At 37.9% G+C, this 18,423-nt stretch carries 20 protein-coding genes; 7 read left to right on the forward strand and 13 right to left on the reverse strand.

Annotated features, from left to right (window positions below):
- Window positions 1-36 precede the first annotated feature (36 nt).
- Window positions 37-645 (reverse strand): polysaccharide deacetylase family protein, encoded by a 609-nt coding sequence (locus N0O92_RS15450; protein ID WP_315615561.1) that lies wholly within the window; start codon window positions 643-645, stop codon window positions 37-39.
- Window positions 646-682: 37 nt separating this feature from the next.
- Window positions 683-943, reverse strand: a complete 261-nt coding sequence (locus tag N0O92_RS15455) for a metal-sensitive transcriptional regulator (RefSeq protein ID WP_315615562.1) — start codon at window positions 941-943, stop codon at window positions 683-685.
- 182 nt (window positions 944-1,125) lie between these two features.
- On the opposite strand from N0O92_RS15455, the gene N0O92_RS15460 reads away from it, so the two are divergent.
- From N0O92_RS15460 to N0O92_RS15470, 3 genes are all read left to right on the forward strand, one after another.
- Window positions 1,126-2,361 carry a DNA polymerase IV gene (locus tag N0O92_RS15460; RefSeq protein ID WP_315615563.1) on the forward strand — a complete coding sequence of 412 codons (1,236 nt, stop codon included), beginning with the start codon at window positions 1,126-1,128 and terminating at the stop codon, window positions 2,359-2,361.
- On the forward strand, window positions 2,358-2,696 hold the full coding sequence (locus N0O92_RS15465; protein ID WP_315615564.1) for a YolD-like family protein: 339 nt from the start codon (window positions 2,358-2,360) through the stop codon (window positions 2,694-2,696). Before N0O92_RS15460 ends, N0O92_RS15465 begins: the two co-directional genes overlap by 4 nt.
- Window positions 2,697-2,782: 86 nt before the next feature.
- Window positions 2,783-2,986, forward strand: a complete 204-nt coding sequence (locus N0O92_RS15470) for an alpha/beta-type small acid-soluble spore protein (protein ID WP_315615565.1) — start codon at window positions 2,783-2,785, stop codon at window positions 2,984-2,986.
- Window positions 2,987-3,116: 130 nt separating this feature from the next.
- Here the strand turns inward: N0O92_RS15470 and N0O92_RS15475 are convergent, their stop codons facing one another.
- From N0O92_RS15475 to N0O92_RS15485, 3 genes are all read right to left on the reverse strand, one after another.
- A complete protein-coding gene (locus tag N0O92_RS15475; protein WP_315615566.1) occupies window positions 3,117-4,796 on the reverse strand; it encodes a GGDEF domain-containing protein in 1,680 nt (559 codons plus the stop codon).
- A 66-nt stretch (window positions 4,797-4,862) separates the two neighbouring features.
- Entirely contained in the window at window positions 4,863-5,369 is a 507-nt protein-coding gene (locus tag N0O92_RS15480) for a cupin domain-containing protein (protein WP_315615567.1), read from the reverse strand.
- 131 nt (window positions 5,370-5,500) lie between these two features.
- Window positions 5,501-6,289: an ABC transporter ATP-binding protein gene (locus N0O92_RS15485; protein ID WP_315615568.1), complete on the reverse strand. Its 789-nt coding sequence runs from the start codon at window positions 6,287-6,289 to the stop codon at window positions 5,501-5,503.
- A gap of 162 nt (window positions 6,290-6,451) precedes the next feature.
- On the opposite strand from N0O92_RS15485, the gene N0O92_RS15490 reads away from it, so the two are divergent.
- Entirely contained in the window at window positions 6,452-7,021 is a 570-nt protein-coding gene (locus N0O92_RS15490; protein ID WP_315615569.1) for an LOG family protein, read from the forward strand.
- A 115-nt stretch (window positions 7,022-7,136) separates the two neighbouring features.
- On the opposite strand, the gene N0O92_RS15495 is transcribed toward N0O92_RS15490, so the two are convergent.
- The 7 genes from N0O92_RS15495 to N0O92_RS15520 form a co-directional block, all read right to left on the reverse strand.
- Window positions 7,137-9,263 (reverse strand): peptidoglycan D,D-transpeptidase FtsI family protein, encoded by a 2,127-nt coding sequence (locus N0O92_RS15495; RefSeq protein WP_315615570.1) that lies wholly within the window; start codon window positions 9,261-9,263, stop codon window positions 7,137-7,139.
- Window positions 9,264-9,439: 176 nt separating this feature from the next.
- Complete coding sequence (locus N0O92_RS15500) at window positions 9,440-10,285, reverse strand: hypothetical protein (RefSeq protein WP_315615571.1); 846 nt, start codon at window positions 10,283-10,285, stop codon at window positions 9,440-9,442.
- 93 nt (window positions 10,286-10,378) lie between these two features.
- Entirely contained in the window at window positions 10,379-10,969 is a 591-nt protein-coding gene (locus N0O92_RS23845) for a CBO0543 family protein (protein ID WP_396334531.1), read from the reverse strand.
- Window positions 10,970-11,129: 160 nt separating this feature from the next.
- Window positions 11,130-11,522 carry a thiol-disulfide oxidoreductase DCC family protein gene (locus N0O92_RS15505; RefSeq protein WP_315615572.1) on the reverse strand — a complete coding sequence of 131 codons (393 nt, stop codon included), beginning with the start codon at window positions 11,520-11,522 and terminating at the stop codon, window positions 11,130-11,132.
- A 63-nt stretch (window positions 11,523-11,585) separates the two neighbouring features.
- The gene (bioB, locus tag N0O92_RS15510) at window positions 11,586-12,584 is read right to left on the reverse strand and encodes a biotin synthase BioB (protein ID WP_315615573.1); all 999 of its coding nucleotides are present in this window, start codon (window positions 12,582-12,584) and stop codon (window positions 11,586-11,588) included.
- Between the two features lie 166 nt (window positions 12,585-12,750).
- Window positions 12,751-14,040 carry a glycosyl hydrolase family 18 protein gene (locus N0O92_RS15515; RefSeq protein ID WP_315615574.1) on the reverse strand — a complete coding sequence of 430 codons (1,290 nt, stop codon included), beginning with the start codon at window positions 14,038-14,040 and terminating at the stop codon, window positions 12,751-12,753.
- Window positions 14,041-14,170: 130 nt separating this feature from the next.
- On the reverse strand, window positions 14,171-14,953 hold the full coding sequence (locus tag N0O92_RS15520) for a Cof-type HAD-IIB family hydrolase (protein ID WP_315615575.1): 783 nt from the start codon (window positions 14,951-14,953) through the stop codon (window positions 14,171-14,173).
- A 199-nt stretch (window positions 14,954-15,152) separates the two neighbouring features.
- Between N0O92_RS15520 and N0O92_RS15525 the strand changes: the two genes are divergently transcribed.
- A complete protein-coding gene (locus N0O92_RS15525; RefSeq protein WP_315615576.1) occupies window positions 15,153-16,112 on the forward strand; it encodes a LacI family DNA-binding transcriptional regulator in 960 nt (319 codons plus the stop codon).
- Between the two features lie 141 nt (window positions 16,113-16,253).
- Here N0O92_RS15525 and N0O92_RS15530 read toward each other — a convergent pair whose 3' ends face one another.
- Window positions 16,254-16,883, reverse strand: coding sequence for an MOSC domain-containing protein (locus N0O92_RS15530; RefSeq protein WP_315615577.1), 630 nt, complete (start codon window positions 16,881-16,883; stop codon window positions 16,254-16,256).
- A 144-nt stretch (window positions 16,884-17,027) separates the two neighbouring features.
- Between N0O92_RS15530 and N0O92_RS15535 the strand changes: the two genes are divergently transcribed.
- Both N0O92_RS15535 and N0O92_RS15540 read left to right on the forward strand, forming a co-directional pair.
- Window positions 17,028-17,198, forward strand: coding sequence for a hypothetical protein (locus N0O92_RS15535; RefSeq protein ID WP_315615578.1), 171 nt, complete (start codon window positions 17,028-17,030; stop codon window positions 17,196-17,198).
- A 357-nt stretch (window positions 17,199-17,555) separates the two neighbouring features.
- Entirely contained in the window at window positions 17,556-18,374 is an 819-nt protein-coding gene (locus N0O92_RS15540; protein WP_315615579.1) for a Cof-type HAD-IIB family hydrolase, read from the forward strand.
- Window positions 18,375-18,423: the final 49 nt, after the last annotated feature.

An 18,423-nucleotide genomic window follows, 5' to 3' on the forward strand; every position in this document is an offset into this window, starting at 1 on the left:
CGCCTTTCTTTGGATCCCTCTTTCTTAAAGTAATAGTTAGAGCGTAGAGAAATGATACCCGCTTGCTTTTAACTTTTGAATCAAGATTGGTAAAACAATTAAGGTTTGCTCTAGCTCATGAAGAAGAAGTATGGAACCTTCTTGCACATGATTCATGATATTTTCTACAATTTGATCAGGATGTTGTTTGAGTTCCCAGTCAAACGAGGCAATATCCCACATAACGGTTTCTAACTGTAATTGTTTCGTAATCGCCAATGTTTCCTCATTATATTGCCCAAATGGAGGTCTAAAATATTGGACTGCTTTTCCTGTAACCTGTTCAATCGTTTCTTTGCTCGTTTGAATTTCATGCAGCTGATCGTCAAATCGCAACAGGCTAAGGTTAGGGTGCCGATGAGTGTGGGCGCCAATCTGATGTCCGTTTGCAACGACTCGGTTCCATGGTCTTTTATGATGTAACAATCGAGTTTGCCAAAAGAACATCGCCTCTACATTCTCTTCTTCTAGGACGTCTAGAAACTCATTCAAATATTTACTTGGTCCATCATCAAACGTCAAAATAATCCCTGTTTCGTTTCGATTTCTTACATTGGTTAAAATATTTTCTTCTTCTAAGTTGTACACAACTTCAGTCGTTACCACTCATGGACTTTTTTGCATCTTCACACTTCCTTTTCATCTATCTACTTTTTACTAACAAATTAACAGCTTCTTGAATCATCTCTTCCGTATCTTCACCTTTGTTAATTTGTTCCCTCACACATTGCTCCAAATTTGTGCTCACAACAAGACCAATCGTTCGATCTAGTGCATTTCTTGCAGCTGACATTTGAGCAACTAGCTCCTTACAATCTTTCTCCTCTTCCATCATGCGTAGCAACGCCTTCACTTGGCCTTCTACACGTTTTACTCTATTTTTCATTTGATCATTATATTTCATTTCCATTCCCCTTCCTATAGACGAAACCGAACCTATTATACGCCCATCATATCCTACGTCTTTCTCACTTTCAACAATTCCCTCTTTTCATTATACACTTGGCACAAAATGTATGTTGAATATCGAACATACTTTCGCATATAATAAATATACAAACACTTGTTCTTACGTCCGGAGCGTGAATGTTGATGAAAACGATTTTTCTAGTTGATATGCAATCTTTCTATGCATCTATTGAAAAAGCAAGGTACCCTCACTTAGAGCATAAGCCACTCGTTGTTTCTGGAGATCCTAAACGGCGCTCAGGAGTCATTTTAGCAGCCTGTCCTCTTGCAAAGAAAAGTGGCATCAAAAATGGAGAGCGCTTATGGGAAGCTGAGCAAAAGTGCCTTAATTTAATTGTTGTACCTCCAAAGATGCAAGACTATATCACAATTTCAGTTGAGATTACAAATATATTAGAACAATATACCGATTTGGTCGAACCCTTTTCCATTGATGAGCAATTCATGGATGTAACAGGTAGCCAGACATTATTTGGGCCACCACTAGAAATGGCTCAAGAAATCCAACGACAAATCTGGGAAAAAACAAAAGTTCGAGCACGAATTGGGATTGGTGAAAATAAAGTACTGGCAAAAATGGCTTGTGATCATTTTTCTAAAAAAAACGATTCTGGAATCTTTTGGCTTAAAAAGGAAGAATTAGATCAAACATTGTGGCAGCTTCCAGTTGAGAAGATGTTTGGTGTGGGTGGAAAAATGGCTAGTCACTTACGAAATATGGGAATCCGAACGATTGGACAGCTTGCTACCGTCCCCTTAAAACGATTAAAAGATAAATGGGGTATTAACGGTCATGTTCTTTCCATGACCGCCAACGGAGAAGACTTTTCTCCTGTGACAACAGCGTCTCATGATCGGCAAAAAGCAATCGGACATGGAATGACCCTTCCTCGTGATTACATAGGGCTTGCTGAAATTCGTGTTGTCTTGCTTGAGCTTTGTGAAGAAGTTTGTATGCGAGCACGTAAATCAAACGTAATGGGTCAAACGGTAACTGTAAGTGTCAGTGGAGCTAGCTATGAAATTCGAAGTGGTTTCCATCGTCAAGCCACCTTGCATGAGCCAACGAACTATGCGCTAGATGTCTTTCATATGGCTGAACAGCTCTTTCTGAAATTTTGGGATCATCTTCCAATACGACGACTAGCTGTTAGTTTAACAAAGTTATGTCGTGACGATGAACGGCAACTTAGTTTGTTTGACACAGGCAAAGACAAAAAACTCGATCTTGGCTATGTAATGGATGGCATCAAAGAAAGATATGGCACCACCGCTCTTATTCGAGCTTCATCTTTGACGACAGCCGGCCAGGCTTTTGAACGGGCCAAAAAGATAGGAGGACATTATAGATGAATGAGCAGCCTTTGCAACGTGCAAATGTATTATGGGAAAGTAGCAGAATGTTTTTACCTGAGCATAAAGAAGCACTCATGCAACAAAAACAACAAAAAAGAAAGGTGGCAAAGCCTGAATTAGATGAACAAGAATTAGAAGAGATAGGAACGGTTGTCCTTGATTCACTTAAGCATGAGTTAGCCGTTCAAATTACTTATTGGGAAGATGGTCAATTTCACGAACTGATTGGAACGATCGACCGGATTGACTGGCATTCTAAAAAAGTGAAAGTAAGAGCTCAAAGTGATCATTATATTGCCATTGAGTACTTGAAATCAGTTGATCGTCTCTAATTGGAAAGCATTTCTTTCCACTCTCGTGCATAGCACACTTTCAAACTCACATACTACAACCATATCAACGAAAGAGGTGATTAATCATGGCAAGCAACAACAATTCAAATCAACTACTAGTTCCTGGAGTAGAACAAGCTTTGGACAACATGAAGTACGAGATTGCGCAAGAATTTGGTGTTCAACTTGGCGCTGATTCAACCTCTCGCGCCAACGGTTCAGTTGGTGGCGAAATTACAAAACGCCTTGTTCAAATGGCTGAACAACAATTAGGCGGTTCACAATTCTAAAGTAAATAAGATCACACCCTTAGCCCACACATGGTAAAATAGCAGAGGTTAGTCAGCTAGGTGTCCAAATTGGAACCCTATGCTGTCCCTCTGCTTCTTTATATTAAAAAATCTGTCCATAAACGAGAAGCTACCCTATATGAAAGATCTCTTTTTCAAGAGATTCTACCGATAAAGGTTTGCTAAAATAATAGCCCTGTGCTTCATCACAGTGATGCTGTTTCAAAAACTCAACTTGCTCTTTTGTTTCCACTCCTTCAGCAACAACCCCCATCCCTAAATGATGCACCATGGAAATAATCGCTTGAGGAATGGCCAATGGTTTATCAGTTTCGATAAACGATTTGTCAATCTTCACTTTATCAATTGGAAAGTTATAAAGATAGCTAAACGAGCTATAGCCCTTTCCAAAGTCATCAATGCTAATCATAACTCCTAGCTGTTTCAACGCGTTTAATTGTTCCATTGCATGATGAACATCCATTGCCATACTCTCTGTTATTTCAAGATTTAAATAGGTTGGAGGGAGACTTGTTTCCTGCAAAATCCATTTCACTTTGTTAATTAACTGTTTGTCCAAAAACTGTTTCGACGAAAGATTCACTGAGATCATTCCACACTCAACACCGTGGTCAAGCCATTCCTTTGCCTGAGTACATGCCGTAAAAAGCACCCACTCTCCAATTTGATGAATAACCTCGGATTCTTCTGCCATCGGAATAAATTGATCTGGAGGAACAAGTCCCTTAACTGGATGAAACCAACGAATCAGCGCTTCTAACCCTACTAAATTCTCTGATAGAAGATCATACTGAGGTTGATAAAATAAAGTCAATTCACTACGCTGCAACGCTTTTCTTAACTCCGCTTCCATTTTAAAATGTTCAAAACTATCTAGCGTAGAAGACGAAGAAAAAAGAGATCTACCTCTTTGGCTCACTCTTGCTAACGCATCATAGGACTTCAGCAAGACAGAATCTATATCGTTTCCATCCTCAGGAAAACGGCCAACCCCAACGTTAATTCCTATATAAATATCACTTTCATTTAAATAGAAAGCTTTATCAAAAGTCATATAAATATCTTCGACCAATTGAGCTACATGTAGTCCTTTTTCACTCCGAACGAGAAAAGCAAATTCGTCTCCTTCTAACTTAAATAGTTCAGCTCCATCAGGAGCTAACTGTAACAGACGCTTTGATACTTGTAATAACAAATCCTCACTAGCCTGATACCCAAGTAATTCATGCAATTCCTTGACGCGCTTAACGTTCATAACTAGAACCGAATACGATTGCTTCTCCCTTTTGGCCTCAAGATGCCACTCTGTTAAACATTCCGAAAACCTAACTTTATTAGGCAAATGCGTTAACATATCAACACGTATACTCTGTTCAAGTTGTTCTTCTAGCGTATTCCGATCTAGCATATAACTCACAAAAAAAGCCATCGTTTTCATTAACGAAACATCTTCATCCGAAAAAGAGTAAGGTACTTTATCAAGTGCGCACAACGTACCGTAAACAGATCCATCTTGTAAAACGACTGGTACTCCAATAAAGCTAATAAATCCATCAGCAAGGTGAATCTTGATATCTCTAGACGTACTATCAATAATCACAGGGTCCTCACCTTTACATAGAACCTCTCTTGGCAAAGGAAGGCCATCTCCCATTTTTACATACTCATCTTTCCGATTATACACTTCTTGAACAGATGTGCGAGAGTTACTGTTTAATGCTAATGCAAATGAATTTAAACGAATATATTGACTAGCAAGTGAAAACACCTGCTTCAGCACAATTTCCACTCGATCTTCATGTAATACTTGATGCTCGATTGCGCTCCCTCCCTTCTTACATAGTGTCAGAAACGATTAATCCATTTCTGGCAATGTAACATATGCAAGTTTTTTTATCATTTCCTGATGCTGTGGGTATAGCTCGAGCAACTCTTTCTGTGTGAAAAGTTCAAAGTCTTCATACTCAAAACCTGGTGAGACCATACAACCAACAAGAGAAAAGGATCCGCCTTCTGATAAAGAAGATCCAAAAATTGCATTTTTTGGAACGACTACTTGTGGCACTTCTCCTTTCTCTAAATTCAAACCAAGACGAGCTTCTTCATACTCCCCATTTTCGTGAATAATATGAACCGTCAATGAACTACCTGCATGAAAATACCATAGTTCATCTGACTTCAAACGGTGAAGATGAGAAACTTCGCCAGAACGAAGCAAAAAGTATATGCTTGTATAAAGAACCCGATCTTTTCCAGGTACTTTTTCCGTTGAACGAAACGAACGTTTAAAATAACCACCTTCTGGATGCGCTTCTAGCTCAAGATATGTAATCCAATCATCTGCTTGATAATCTTTTGTCATAGTAATCCCTCTTTTCTACATCACTATAAACAGTAAACCAAATGAAAGAAAAAGAATCAATAAAAATAGGTCACCACAAGATCTCTGCACCATAAATGAATACTTGAGAAAAATCCTACAATCAACGTTAATTATGATTTCACTCTTACCCATAAACGCTCATTCTCCCAGATCAGAGACACAGGAAGTTGAAAGGTCTTCTCAAAATATTCCTCTGTTAAGGTGGAACGCTTATCCCCTTTGGCAACGATTGAACCGTTGTTAAGCAATAACGCATGTGAAATAGCCGGAACGACTTCTTCAATATGATGAGTAACATATAGAAGAGTCGGCCCTCCTTCCGATGTAGCTAATGCCTGAATGGTCTCTAGCAATTGTTCTCTAGAAAGCAAGTCTAAACCGTTACAAGGTTCGTCTAAAATTAAAATTTTCGGATCTGACATCAATGCTCGAGCAATGATCACTTTCCGTTTTTCTCCTTGTGAAAGACTTCGAAATGCCCGCTCCGCTAAATTCCCCATTTTCAGTTCATCTAATAATTGTTGTGCCCTTGCTAAATCCATTTCTGTCATTTCTTCATACAATCCAATTGAAGCATGTTTGCCACTTAGCACCACTTCAATTGCTGAATCTGTTCCTCTTGCCGCAAATTGCTCATCTACCGCTGCACTAACCCAACCAATTGATTTTCTTAACTCTGGCAAATTCGTCTGCCCAAATTTTTGATTCAGCACGTGAATTTGACCTTTTGACGCCCACTGATAACCCGTTAGTAGCCGCAATATTGAAGTCTTACCTGACCCATTGAGCCCTAAAATAACCCAATGCTCTCCAGGAGACACATCCCAAGAAAGATTATGTAAAATCATGTTTCCTTCTCTTTGCCAAGAAACATTTTTTAAAGAAACAACTCGTCCCATCTTCATATTCCTCCTACTCTGAATAACTGTATATATTTATTCGACCTTTTACGCCTAATTTCCCCCTACATATAAATTGCAACAGTTTGTTTGGCATAATGTACAAATTCTCTTCTATCTATTAGTATTCATATGTAGACTAAACAGATAGGTGGAATGTGGATGTTTAAAAATATTTGTGTATTTTGTGGTTCAAGCTTTGGGACAAGTCCTACTTACGTTCAGGAAGTACATAATTTTGCCCAAACATTGGTAGAAAAACAAATAAACCTTGTATACGGAGGTGGCAATAATGGACTAATGGGCGAATTGGCTCGTTATGTACTTGAGCGAAACGGAGAGGTTGTTGGAGTCATTCCGAAGAAAATTCATGAAAACGTCCAACATTTAGAGCTTACAGATTTACTCATCGTTGATGATATGCACCAACGAAAAGCGAAAATGTATGAATTGGCAGATGGCTTTATTGCCTTACCGGGAGGCATTGGGACGATTGAAGAATTAGCAGAATCTTTAACTTGGCAGCAAATTGGTTATCACCAAAAGCCAATTGGCATATTGAACCCAAATGGGTTTTATAACAAGCTTCTCTCTTTGCTTGAACACATGGCACAAGAAGGTTTTTTAAAAGCTGATTTCTTACAAAATCTAATAATTTCAGATTGTCCAAAAGAATTATTGAGAAAGATGGAACAATTTAAACCCGTACATCTAAATAAATGGCATTCGTAAATGGAAAGAAAGAGGGTGACTTAAAAAGCTTTTGACCCCAATAGCATTCGGATGAGTCTTTGATAGACATACAACCGTGACTGGGATCAACTCTTTATAAGTCAACCTCTTTTCCTTAATCGATATGAATTTCTTCTAATACTGGTTCATCAACCGGAGTAGCTCCATTACGTTTATCTTTTAGCTCAAAGTAGGCTTCTAACGCCGATTTTGAGATTTCTTGCGCAATTCCTTGTCGTCCACCATTGCTTCCAAGCTTAACGTCGGGAACAACGACAGCAAAGGCAATTTCAGGATTATTGAATGGCGCATATCCGACTAACGATTGTGTATTTCCATCTACCACACGCCTGTTATCTCCTTGACCTACGGCAACTTTCACCTGAGCCGTTCCCGTTTTTCCTGCCGGCTGGTAAGAAGCATTAGCAAAGAGTCCACGTGCCGTCCCACGAGTCATTACATCACGAAGACCTTGTTGTACCCTACTTATATGAGCATCACTCATCTCAACTCGGTTCAAGATCGTCGGTTCAAATTTCTGGATTACTACACCTTGCTCATCTTCGCTTGTAGATGGTTCGCGAATTTCTCTAACAACGCGCGGCTCCATTCTGTACCCATCATTAGCAATAGTGGCAATGTATTGTGCTAATTGAAGTGTCGTATAGTTATCATATTGACCAATCATTAAATCAAGAAGGTTTCCTCCACTTTCACTTCCTCCAATCAAACCAGATGAATATCTAGGAAGATCAATTCCCGTTTCAGAGCCTAAACCAAACTGACTAAAATTATTTCGAACTTCTTGATAAGCACGCTCAATGGAACCACCTGGTCCTGTCGACCAACCACAACTTGCATTTGGAGCTCGGTAATAACAATTGGCCATTCTCATTCCAATCTCAAACATGTACACATTGGAGGATTGTTCTAAAGCACGTCGATCATCAATCCAACCAAAGCCACTAGTATTCCAAGATCGCTTCGGAGGAGTATTCGGCAAATAAATAGGGCGATCATTAAACCGAGTACCCGGAGAAGCAACCCCTGAATGGAACCCAGTTAAAACAGATGCTGCTTTTACTGATGACCCCATTTCAAATGCCTTGTTCACTGTTCCGGTATGGTCAGCATAGGAATCCTCGTCCTTTCCAGCTTCATCCAAGAATCCGGCCATAGCTAATATATCCCCTGTCCGCGGGTCCATTAGCACTGCATAAGCAGAACGATCCAAAATAAAAGAATTTCCTGATTTTCGCATTTCATTATCAATAATGTCTTCAAGCCTTTGCTGAAGCTCCATATCTAACGTTAGTACTAAGTCATTCCCTCGTTGACCTAACCGTTCATTCACTTCACTTTCAACCATTTGTGAACCTTGACGCTTCGTAATACTTTCTACTACAGCTTTTTGGCCGCGTAACACTTCTTCATATTGCTGTTCTATAAAGCTAGTACCTACGATATCTGAACGGTCATAGCCACGCGATAAATAATAATCTACTCGTTCACTTGGTATTTGTCTTGTTGTACCGAAAAAGCTACGAAACGCATCTCCATACGGAAACGTTCTAGTAGAATCTCGTAAAATATCAATGCCAGGCAACATGTCTAGATTCTCACTAATAACATGAGATTCTTCTACTGAAATACGCTGCTTAATTCGCTGGGGAGAATTGGCATATCCACGTGACATTTCTCGAAAGATGGCCGCAACTTGAAGTTGTTGATCCGTTAAAGAATCAATTTGCTCATCTGTAATACGTTCGAGTTCTACTTGATATTCAGCAGAAACGCCATCAAGCTCGCGTCTCTCTTCTCTTGTCACAAGCTCATAACGTTCTTCCTCTGTCATAGTTAGAAGAATATAATCTCTTTTATCCCTAGCTGTGACTCGATCTGACTCCATTTCAATCATCGGCTCTAAATTTTCTGCAATTCCAAGCATTGTTTGTGCACTCGTTGTCCTTGATGGATTCGTATAAGTGACCGATAGCTCTAATTGATTATCGACTACGACCTGACCATACCGATCATACATAAGGCCCCTTGGCGCATCAATCCTTGCTGTCGTATTGGTTGAAGAAGCAAGTTCATTAACAAACGTCTCTCCCTCAACAATTTGCACAAAACCTAAACGAAGAATTAAAGCAGAAAACATAATAAAAACGACAAAAAAGAGAACGTTCAATCGAAACGTAAGATGATTCTTTTTCTTTTTTTGCTTATTCTTATTTTTCATAAACCCTCACCTTTTCCTTTTACCAGAGAAAAAGCTTATTTCTAAAAAGATCTAAAAAGCTATTAAAATGGCAAGCATATGGTTTTCTTCTAGGACCATATTAACATATTTACCCATATAATATGACAATATTCTACCTTTTTAACTAATCTTCCATAAAAAAGAAGCTAGCTAGACTATTTGTCCTTACTAGCTGCCTCTACGTCAGTCACTATGCGCTTATAAACCGTCGCCAAACAAATGGCGAAAATATGGAAGAAGATAGGGGAAACGCGGTATTTAAAATTGACTTTCACAACATGAAAACGCCTCAAAAGAAAATCTAGACCTTGTAAGAAAACCAGAACTTTCACCTTAGAAAACGTATCGCCTAATTTTAACGTCTTCACGGTGAAAACGCTAAACACGATGGAGTATAAAGGAGCAATAAGAAAATGCTCGTACCATGAATGAACTTTCCCAACCCCAAACTTGAATTTCCTAAAAACAACTAGTAAGAATAATAAATTTACACAAGTAACCAACATCATATTAAAAAGAGATACGCTTAAAACAAAGGAGGTACCCTTCTTAATGTGCTTGTACCATACATCACTTAGGTAAAAATGAACTGGGATAGCTAAACTGGTAAAAAGCGGGTTCCACCAATTTGTTTTGTATATTTTTAAGCGTAGGAAAAGCATCTCCACTCCAACAAAATAAAGAGTCACAAGAAATTTCATTGCCCACTTTTTTTGAAAAGCACTTAGGAATAAGGAAGTAAAAGGAATAAAGATCGCTTGCGACAAAATCGCACCAAAAATATTATCCAACCTTTTTGACTTTAGGAAATTAGGCCTATACGTGTAAGCATTAAACACATTTAAGACAACATATTCAAACCAGTACGCAAATGAGATGTTTGAAAATAATAACATGACTAACTCTTTCCGATTTCTTTTCTTCAAAAAAGTAAATATCAATAGTGAACAATGAACCACACTTAGCAAACCAAAAGCTAATTGATTCCTTTTCTTATTCATATTAGCACAACTCATTTCCATAGTAATTACGTCTAGTTTGTTACGTTTCATTGTAATTATGAATGAAATTTATGAACATAATTCCAACCTAAGTTATTCCCCTATCCTTAATAAAAAACACTTTTTTCTTTCCTTTCGCGGAAAAGCTCTTTTTATCGCTTTTAAAAGAGGGCCCTCCAAAAAACCTTTGCTCATAGGAGGCTTAAAGAGGTAAAGAAAACAAAGCGTTGACGTGATAGAAAGAGACATAATCATCCCTGGCTTCTTTAATAACAAATAACTAAAAAGATACATTTTTACATAAATACAAATCGACCAACCCATTGACCATTTATGATGGAAAGAAAGAGCCTTTGTTTTTTTAAACAAAAAGTATTCAATAGCTGAAGACAATGTAATCCACTTTACTAAATAGATGATTTGCTGAAGAAAACGACTTGGAAATTCAGACAAATACAAAAGAATTATATTGGGCAAAACAAAGAAAATATATAATGCTCTAAGGAATTTCACCTTCACAAAAGTGGATCTAACCTCCCATAGAAGAAAATGCTTAAAGAAATAATAATAAAGAGAGTTAAAGAACATGACATATAGTATACTTGGCAGAAACTTATTTAGATTTCTATAATGTTTTCTCCGTAGATTCATAAAAAAAAGGATGGATGAAAGAGCAAGATGCATAAGAAAACCTCATTTGCTATAAAGTGTATCTTTATAATAAGCAATGAGTAGTAAAAAAATGTAAGAGATCATAAAATAAATGTAAATGAATTGGAAAAGGATGTTCCGAAGATCTGCTCGACCTTTAGAACACCCCAATGTATTAAGTGAAGCGTCAAAATTAATCTAAAAACCTTCTTCTAATATGTGGTGGTGGAATCCTGCAGTGATCGTTTGTTCCAAACCAATGGTACCGGTTGTTCGCTATCACGTCATATGTTTTATTTCTCAAAAAAGCTGGAACCAAACGTAAGATAACGAACAAGTTCCAAGGCCAACGTAAGCGATGGGTTATTTTTAAAGCTGCTGTGGACTTCAAATAATAAAAATCATCCTGCAACAAAACCAAACTATTTACATGGTCCGATACACCATATTGTGCAAGCAATCGCTGGCCAATGTCACTTTGTAATGAGGCAAACTTAAAAACGCCCTTTTTATCTCTTTTAATAATAAATTGGACACTCCGATCACAAAAACGACAATCTCCATCAAATAAAATAATGGGCTCCATTTCTTCACCTGCTTTATAAATTGCAACCTATTAGAACTTATAGTATCACAAAATGATGGTTGCTTAGGCACCAAATACATTCATTTCTTCAACTGTTTCTATTTCAAACCCAAGATCTGTGATCATTTTATGATCGACTGTTTCCTCTTGACCAGCAGTCGTTAAATAGTCTCCAATAAAGATTGAATTTGCAGCATATAAGCCTAGCGGCTGCAATGAACGAAGGTTCACCTCTCTTCCCCCTGAAATACGAATTTCTTTTGTTGGATTAATAAAACGGAACAAGGCCAACACCTTTAAACAATAAAGTGGATGTAATTCATTCACCCCTTCTAGCGGAGTCCCTTCAATCGCGTGTAAGAAATTAACAGGAATTGAATCAGCGTCAAGTGCTTTTAAACTACGTGCCATTGTAATAACATCTTCTACAGATTCTCTCATGCCAATAATGACACCAGAACAAGGAGACATTCCAGAATCCTTTGCCATCTCAACCGTATTGACCCGATCTTCGTATGTATGAGAGGTAGTGATTTGTGAATGATTTGCTTCAGATGTATTAATATTATGATTATAACGATCGACACCAGCTTGCTTTAACCTAGCTGCTTGCTCTGGTTTTAATAAACCTAGACAGGCACAGATCTTTAATCCATACTTCTCTTTTATTTCAGCTACCGCATCAGCTACTTGATCTATTTCTCTATTCGCAGGTCCTCTCCCGCTCGCTACGATGCAATAGGTTCCGACATTAAGACCATATGCACGTTTCGCCCCTTTTAAAAGAGTCTCTTTATCAACCATACGATAGCTATCAATGGCAGCCTTGGAAATAGACGATTGTGAACAATACCCACAATTCTCTGGGCAAAGTCCTGACTTTGCATTCATAATCATGTTCAATTTGACTTTTTTACCATAGTAATGCTTTCTAATCTCAAAAGCAGCATGCATTAACAGTAGTATTTCATCATCTGGACAATCTAATATCGAAAACGCTTCATTATCCGTTACATCCTCGTTGTTTAACACTCGCTCCGCAATCTCCATCCACTGATTCATCGAAATCCCCCATTGTATCGATATTGTAAACCAAAATAATTATTAGGTTTACAATGAAAATAGTAAGGGGCTTGGTTATTTTTGTCAATTAAAAACATACTTAAGGAGTGCTAAAAGGAAACATTTAGAACCTTTTGGCACTCCTTCACATACTCAAAACTAATAGTTACACACGTTTGTTCACAACAAAATTATCTTCTATTAATACCCAATTTTGCGGAAACTCCCATCCTAGTACCCAGTAATAAAATCCACGTAAGCCAAATTCCTTCACCAGATCAAATTTGGCTTGCATGCTCCTAGCGTCTTCGAACCAAACTTCGTGCTCTACTCCATTTTCATCAACATAATTAAAAAATGGAGATTGGGCAACCTCATCGTATTCGATATTTGCGTTGTAAGTAGCCGCTAAAGAAATCGCTTCTTGGTGATCAATCGCTCTAGCTCTAGTCTCTCCTTCAACAAATGGCAGTGTCCAATCATAACCATAAAGAGGAATCCCCATCATAATTTTGTCATTCGGCATAACGGAAGCTGCATATTCAATGACTCTTCTCACCTGACTAATAGGTGCAACTGCCATAGGCGGTCCTCCCGTCCATCCCCATTCATATGTCATTAAGAAAACAAAGTCGGCAATCTCACCATGAGCAGCGTAATCATGTCCTTCATACAATACACCTGTCATTCCTGGTTCTACTTGAGGTGCTAATGCACTTGAAAGGAAATAACCTCTTTCATCAAGCCTCACTTTTGCCTTTCTCATTAGCTCATTATAAGCTTCTCTGTTTTGGGCACCCAAATATTCTAAATCAAAATCTAACCCTAGATACCCTTTCTCTTCCATAATCGCAATCGATTCATCTAATAATCGATTTTGTAACTCTTCGCTTTGAAGAACAGTTGTTACTAACTCCGTACTAAATGCCCCTTCTTCAAGATTCGTGATGACCATTAGTGGCACAACTCGATTTGCATAAGCGGTATTGATAATTGCTTGGTCATCAATAGGCGTTAATGTTCCATCTGCATTTAATTCGTAACTAAAAATTTGTACATACGTTAAATATTGTCCTACTTCATCTACATACTGAGGGGATTCGGCTCCAGTTATTCCTAAATCAACATACGCACCTACATCTACAGCTGGTCGTTGTCGGTAATCGGTTGGAATGAGCAACCTAAATCCAACAGGAATATTTTCTGGGTACTCAATTTGATTTGTATTGACTAACTCTTCTACCGAAACGTCGTATCTTTGGCTAATCGTCCATAAATTTTCTCCTGGCTCTACCCAGTGTAATCGCCCTGCTACGGGAATTAACAGAGCCTGCCCAATTACTAATTGATCCGGGTTTGGAAGTTGATTAACATCCGTAATACTTTGAAACGGTACACCATACGTTTGAGCTATACTCCAGAGCGATTCGCCAGCTGAGACAACATGAATTTGCACAATCTCGTCCTCCTAATCTAGACAATTCTTCTCTACAGAGTTATTCATTCTTCTAACTATAGGTGCCTGGCTATTTTTCTTGACAAGAAAAGAGCTGCCGAGATATCCATCCCGAGCAGCTCTAAACTAGTTATTTTAGTAAACCAACTTTCTTTAAGCCTTGTAAAATCCCATCTTCATCAACCGAACTCGTTACAAACGCAGCAGCTTGTTTAGCTGACGGATGAGCATTCCCCATTGCCACGCTATTGGTGATTTGCCTTAACATTTCGATATCGTTTAATCCATCTCCAAATGCATACTGATTTCCTTTATGGATACCAAGTTCTGTAGTGATTTTATCAATCCCAATTGCCTTCGATCCACCTGCTGGAATAACATCAATTGATAGTGGATGCCAACGAATGAAGTCAAATTGCTTATATTCTTCCTCGTAAATCGTCTCTTCTTGATCTTGAAGGAATAATAAAGACTGATAAATATCTCGGTCCTCATGATAAAGTGGGTCGTGACTTGGGAACTGTGCAATTTTTAACGACTCCATACTTTCAACAATATAATCATGATGAGCGACATTCGCTTTCATGTCTTCATGATCCATAAATACAATTGGGTGGTCATTTTTTAGTGCTAGCTCCGTTAATGAATGCAATGCTTCTTGATCCAATGGATTTTTGTACAGCACTTGTCCGTTCAAGACAACATATTGCCCGTTATAACTAACAAATGTATCAATCTCCAGTTCTTCACGCAAATCGGCAAACATAAATGGAGCACGACCAGTTGCAATCGCGACCTCATGCCCAAGGTCTTTTAATGAGAAAATCGCCTCTTTAGCTGTTAGTGGCAATTTTTTATCATGATCTAACAGTGTCCCATCAATATCGAAGAATATAATGCTTTTCTCTGTCATAGTTACAATCCAACTCCTACCCTTATAAGTTTCAAGTTCTACACTTACTTATCTTACACATAAAATCAAGGAATTTCACTTCTCCACTTTAAAAGATGAAACGCGTTTCATAGCAAGGTATATTTACGTTGACATGAAATGCGTTTCATCCTATACAATAAATGCAAGATTCACTTATCGAGAAATGAAGGTGAGAAAAATGGCCAATATTAAAGACCTTGCTAAAATGGCAAACGTGTCTGTTACTACCGTATCACGTGTATTAAATCATCACCCCTATGTAAGCAAGGAAAAGAGAGAAGCGGTTTGGGAAGCCGTGAAACAAAGCAATTATCAAAAAAACATAAATGCTGTTCATCTGAGTACAGGAAAAACCCATTTGATCGGAGTCGTTCTTCCTTATTCTAATCATCCTTATTTTGGTTTATTGCTTGACGGGATTGCTCAAGAAGCAGTTAAAAACAACTATTCCCTCGTCCTTATTCAAACGAACTACGAGGAGGAAAGAGAAATTAAGGCGTTAGACATGTTAAAACATAAGCAAATTGATGCACTCATTATTTGTTCTCGAATCTGTTCTTGGTCAACCACTTACAGCTACTTAGAGTATGGAAAAATAGTCTTTTGTGAAGATACAAGACAACACCCTTTTTCCTCTACCTTTGTTGATCATTATACAAGCTTCGAGACAGCATTAACTCATTTATATAATAAGGGTCATGAGAAAATTGGTTATTGTATAGGGAGAAAACAAGGGTCCAATAGTATAAACCGAGCAAATGCTTACCGAGATTTTCTAACCAAGAACCAGCTTCCCTATCGTCACGATTATATATTTGATCAATGCTTATTTTTGCAAGACGGGGAAAAAGTAATGAAACAAATGAAGGAGATGAAAGAGCCTCCGGCTGCTTTGCTTGTAACAAGTGATCAAGTAGCTGCCGGAATAGCAACCTATTGCCAAAATAATAATATTGTCATTCCACATGAACTAGCGATTATGGGCTTTGATAATGACCCCATCTCAAAGGTCATGGGCATTACAACAATGGAAATCCCTTTAGTGGAGATGGGCAAGCACCTTTTTATCCAATCCATTCAAGATGAGATTACCTATAAAGAGATGGGGGTTTCGCTAATAGAAAGGAACACTGTCTAATAATTATAGGTGTAACAAAAAGTACTTCTGTTACAAGTATTCAACTTCTCTCTTTATTACGGTACTTGAAATTAATAATAATTTAAAGAAAATGTAAGAGAAACCCTTACATTTTCTTTTTATTGAAAAGTAACTTCAAGTTTAAAGGGACTCTTTCCATGCCTTTGATAATTGCGGTAGTTGAAGTAGCATTTGAATTGCTAATGGATTATGTTTATCCTGATATGTAATTTTATTTACAGATTCAACGCTCACATCTGTACGGCGCTCTAATAATAAAAGCGAATCACAAGCAGAAACATTTCCTTCTTGTAGCACACGTAAATAATAGCCTGAATATCCAGTCTCTTGTATAAACAATGGAAATTTCTTAATTCCGTGTCGCTTCGCTACCTTAAAACAAGGCCTTCTTGGTTGACTAACTTGAACAACAGCTTCTCCCCATTGAAATGTATCTCCGATAAAAGCATCAGCTTCTGCTATACCTTCAATCGTAATGTTTTCGCCAAATGCACCAAACGGGAGATCCAGTCCGAGCTTTTCGTTCCAATACGAATAATGCTCATGCGGATAAACACAAACGGCTTTATCTTCCCCTCCATGATTAATTAAATCAGCTTGTTCATCTCCTCCAATGTGAGTAGATGATAAAAATAAGACTTCATCCCCAACAGATTGTTTGTTAATAGCAGACAATACTTCCTTTTCTCTTGTTTCTGCGAGATTCTTCGTTCGTCCCGTATTTAATGAAAGCACGATTCCTTTTTTCATCATTACTCCTCCAGTTCATGTAAATAGTAAGTTCTTACATACATAACCAATTTTGTCGTTATATGTAAAGAAGCAAAATAAACAAATGTATAAATTTTAATTATAAGGTGAATATTGTAATAAATCTATTTAGGAGGTTACGATATGGAAGTAAATATGAGTGCAGAACAAGTTCTTTCTGAAATTCAACAACTAAGTGCAGCTGGTGAGAGCCTTAACAAGAAAAAAGTAAAGAAATCTCATCCTGAGTTAATGAGAAGTGCTTTGCATTATTTCCCAAACTGGGATAACGCTTTAGAACGTAGTTCGATGTAATTTTTACTCGATTTCAATAATGAAGGACTCAGTCATGGGTCATGAGACATTCAACATATCGTAGCCTTGTTACCGACAGTGGGAGCTTGTACGAATACCTGCAACCTTGCTTGATAAGAAGCGGCGAGTAGGATCGTGCAACTCCTTTTTTAAATGAAAACACATGAGTTCATCTTAACTAACTCGACATTTACTAGTTCCTATAGAAATTAGCTTACATGTCCCTTCATCCACTGACAACCTCTAGCTTGAATATAAAACGTTTACATTAAGCGAATGTTCGAAATAGACTAGTCTCTTTCTTTCTTTTCATTTATAGTTACTTTATATCCTCTTACTAAAGAAAGGAAGCCACACATGACATACAAAATGATTGTTCTAGACTTAGATGACACATTGCTTCGTGATGACCACACCATTTCTGAGCGAACCAAACAAGCCCTAATGAATGCACAAAAACAAGGGGTAAAAGTGGTGCTAGCTTCTGGACGTCCCACTTACGGAATGAACGATGTTGCCGATGATTTACAATTGAAAGAATTCGGAAGCTATCTTCTTTCTTTTAATGGAGCAAAAATCATTAATTGCCAAACAAGAGAAGAATCTTTTAGTAGTACACTTTCTCCGGAGATAGCTCATCGCTTATATGAATTAAGTAAAAACGAAGGCGTTTTTATTCATACATACATTGGAGACGAAATTGTAACCGAAACAGAGAATCCATTTACACACAGAGAAGGTGAAATTACTGGATTACCTGTTCGAACCGTTTCGAGCTTTATAGAAACAGTCGCCGAACCTGTTGTGAAAATTTTGATGTGTGAAGACCCAGAAAAACTAGTAAAAGTAGAACAAAAGCTGAAAGAAGAATTTTCTGGATCATTAAGTATTATGCGTTCCAAGCCATACTTTTTAGAATTTTTGGAAGAAGGTGTAACAAAAGGCTCTAGCTTGGACTCTCTTATTAAGACTCTCGGCATTAAACAAGAAGAAGTCATTGCAATGGGTGATAGCTATAATGATCAAGCAATGATTGAATTTGCTGGGCTCGGAGTAGCAATGGGAAATGCACCTGATGACATTAAAGAAATTGCGGACTATGTTACGGACACGAATATGAACGATGGTGTCGCAAAAGTAATCGAAAAATTTGTCCTTGCCAAAGCATCTGTTTAAATGAAAAGGGTGTCCCTATGTTTTATTTTATGGGACACCCTTTTTTCCA

Source organism: Alkalihalobacillus sp. MEB130 (assembly GCF_032335535.1).
Lineage (GTDB): Bacteria > Bacillota > Bacilli > Bacillales > Bacillaceae_D > Halalkalibacter.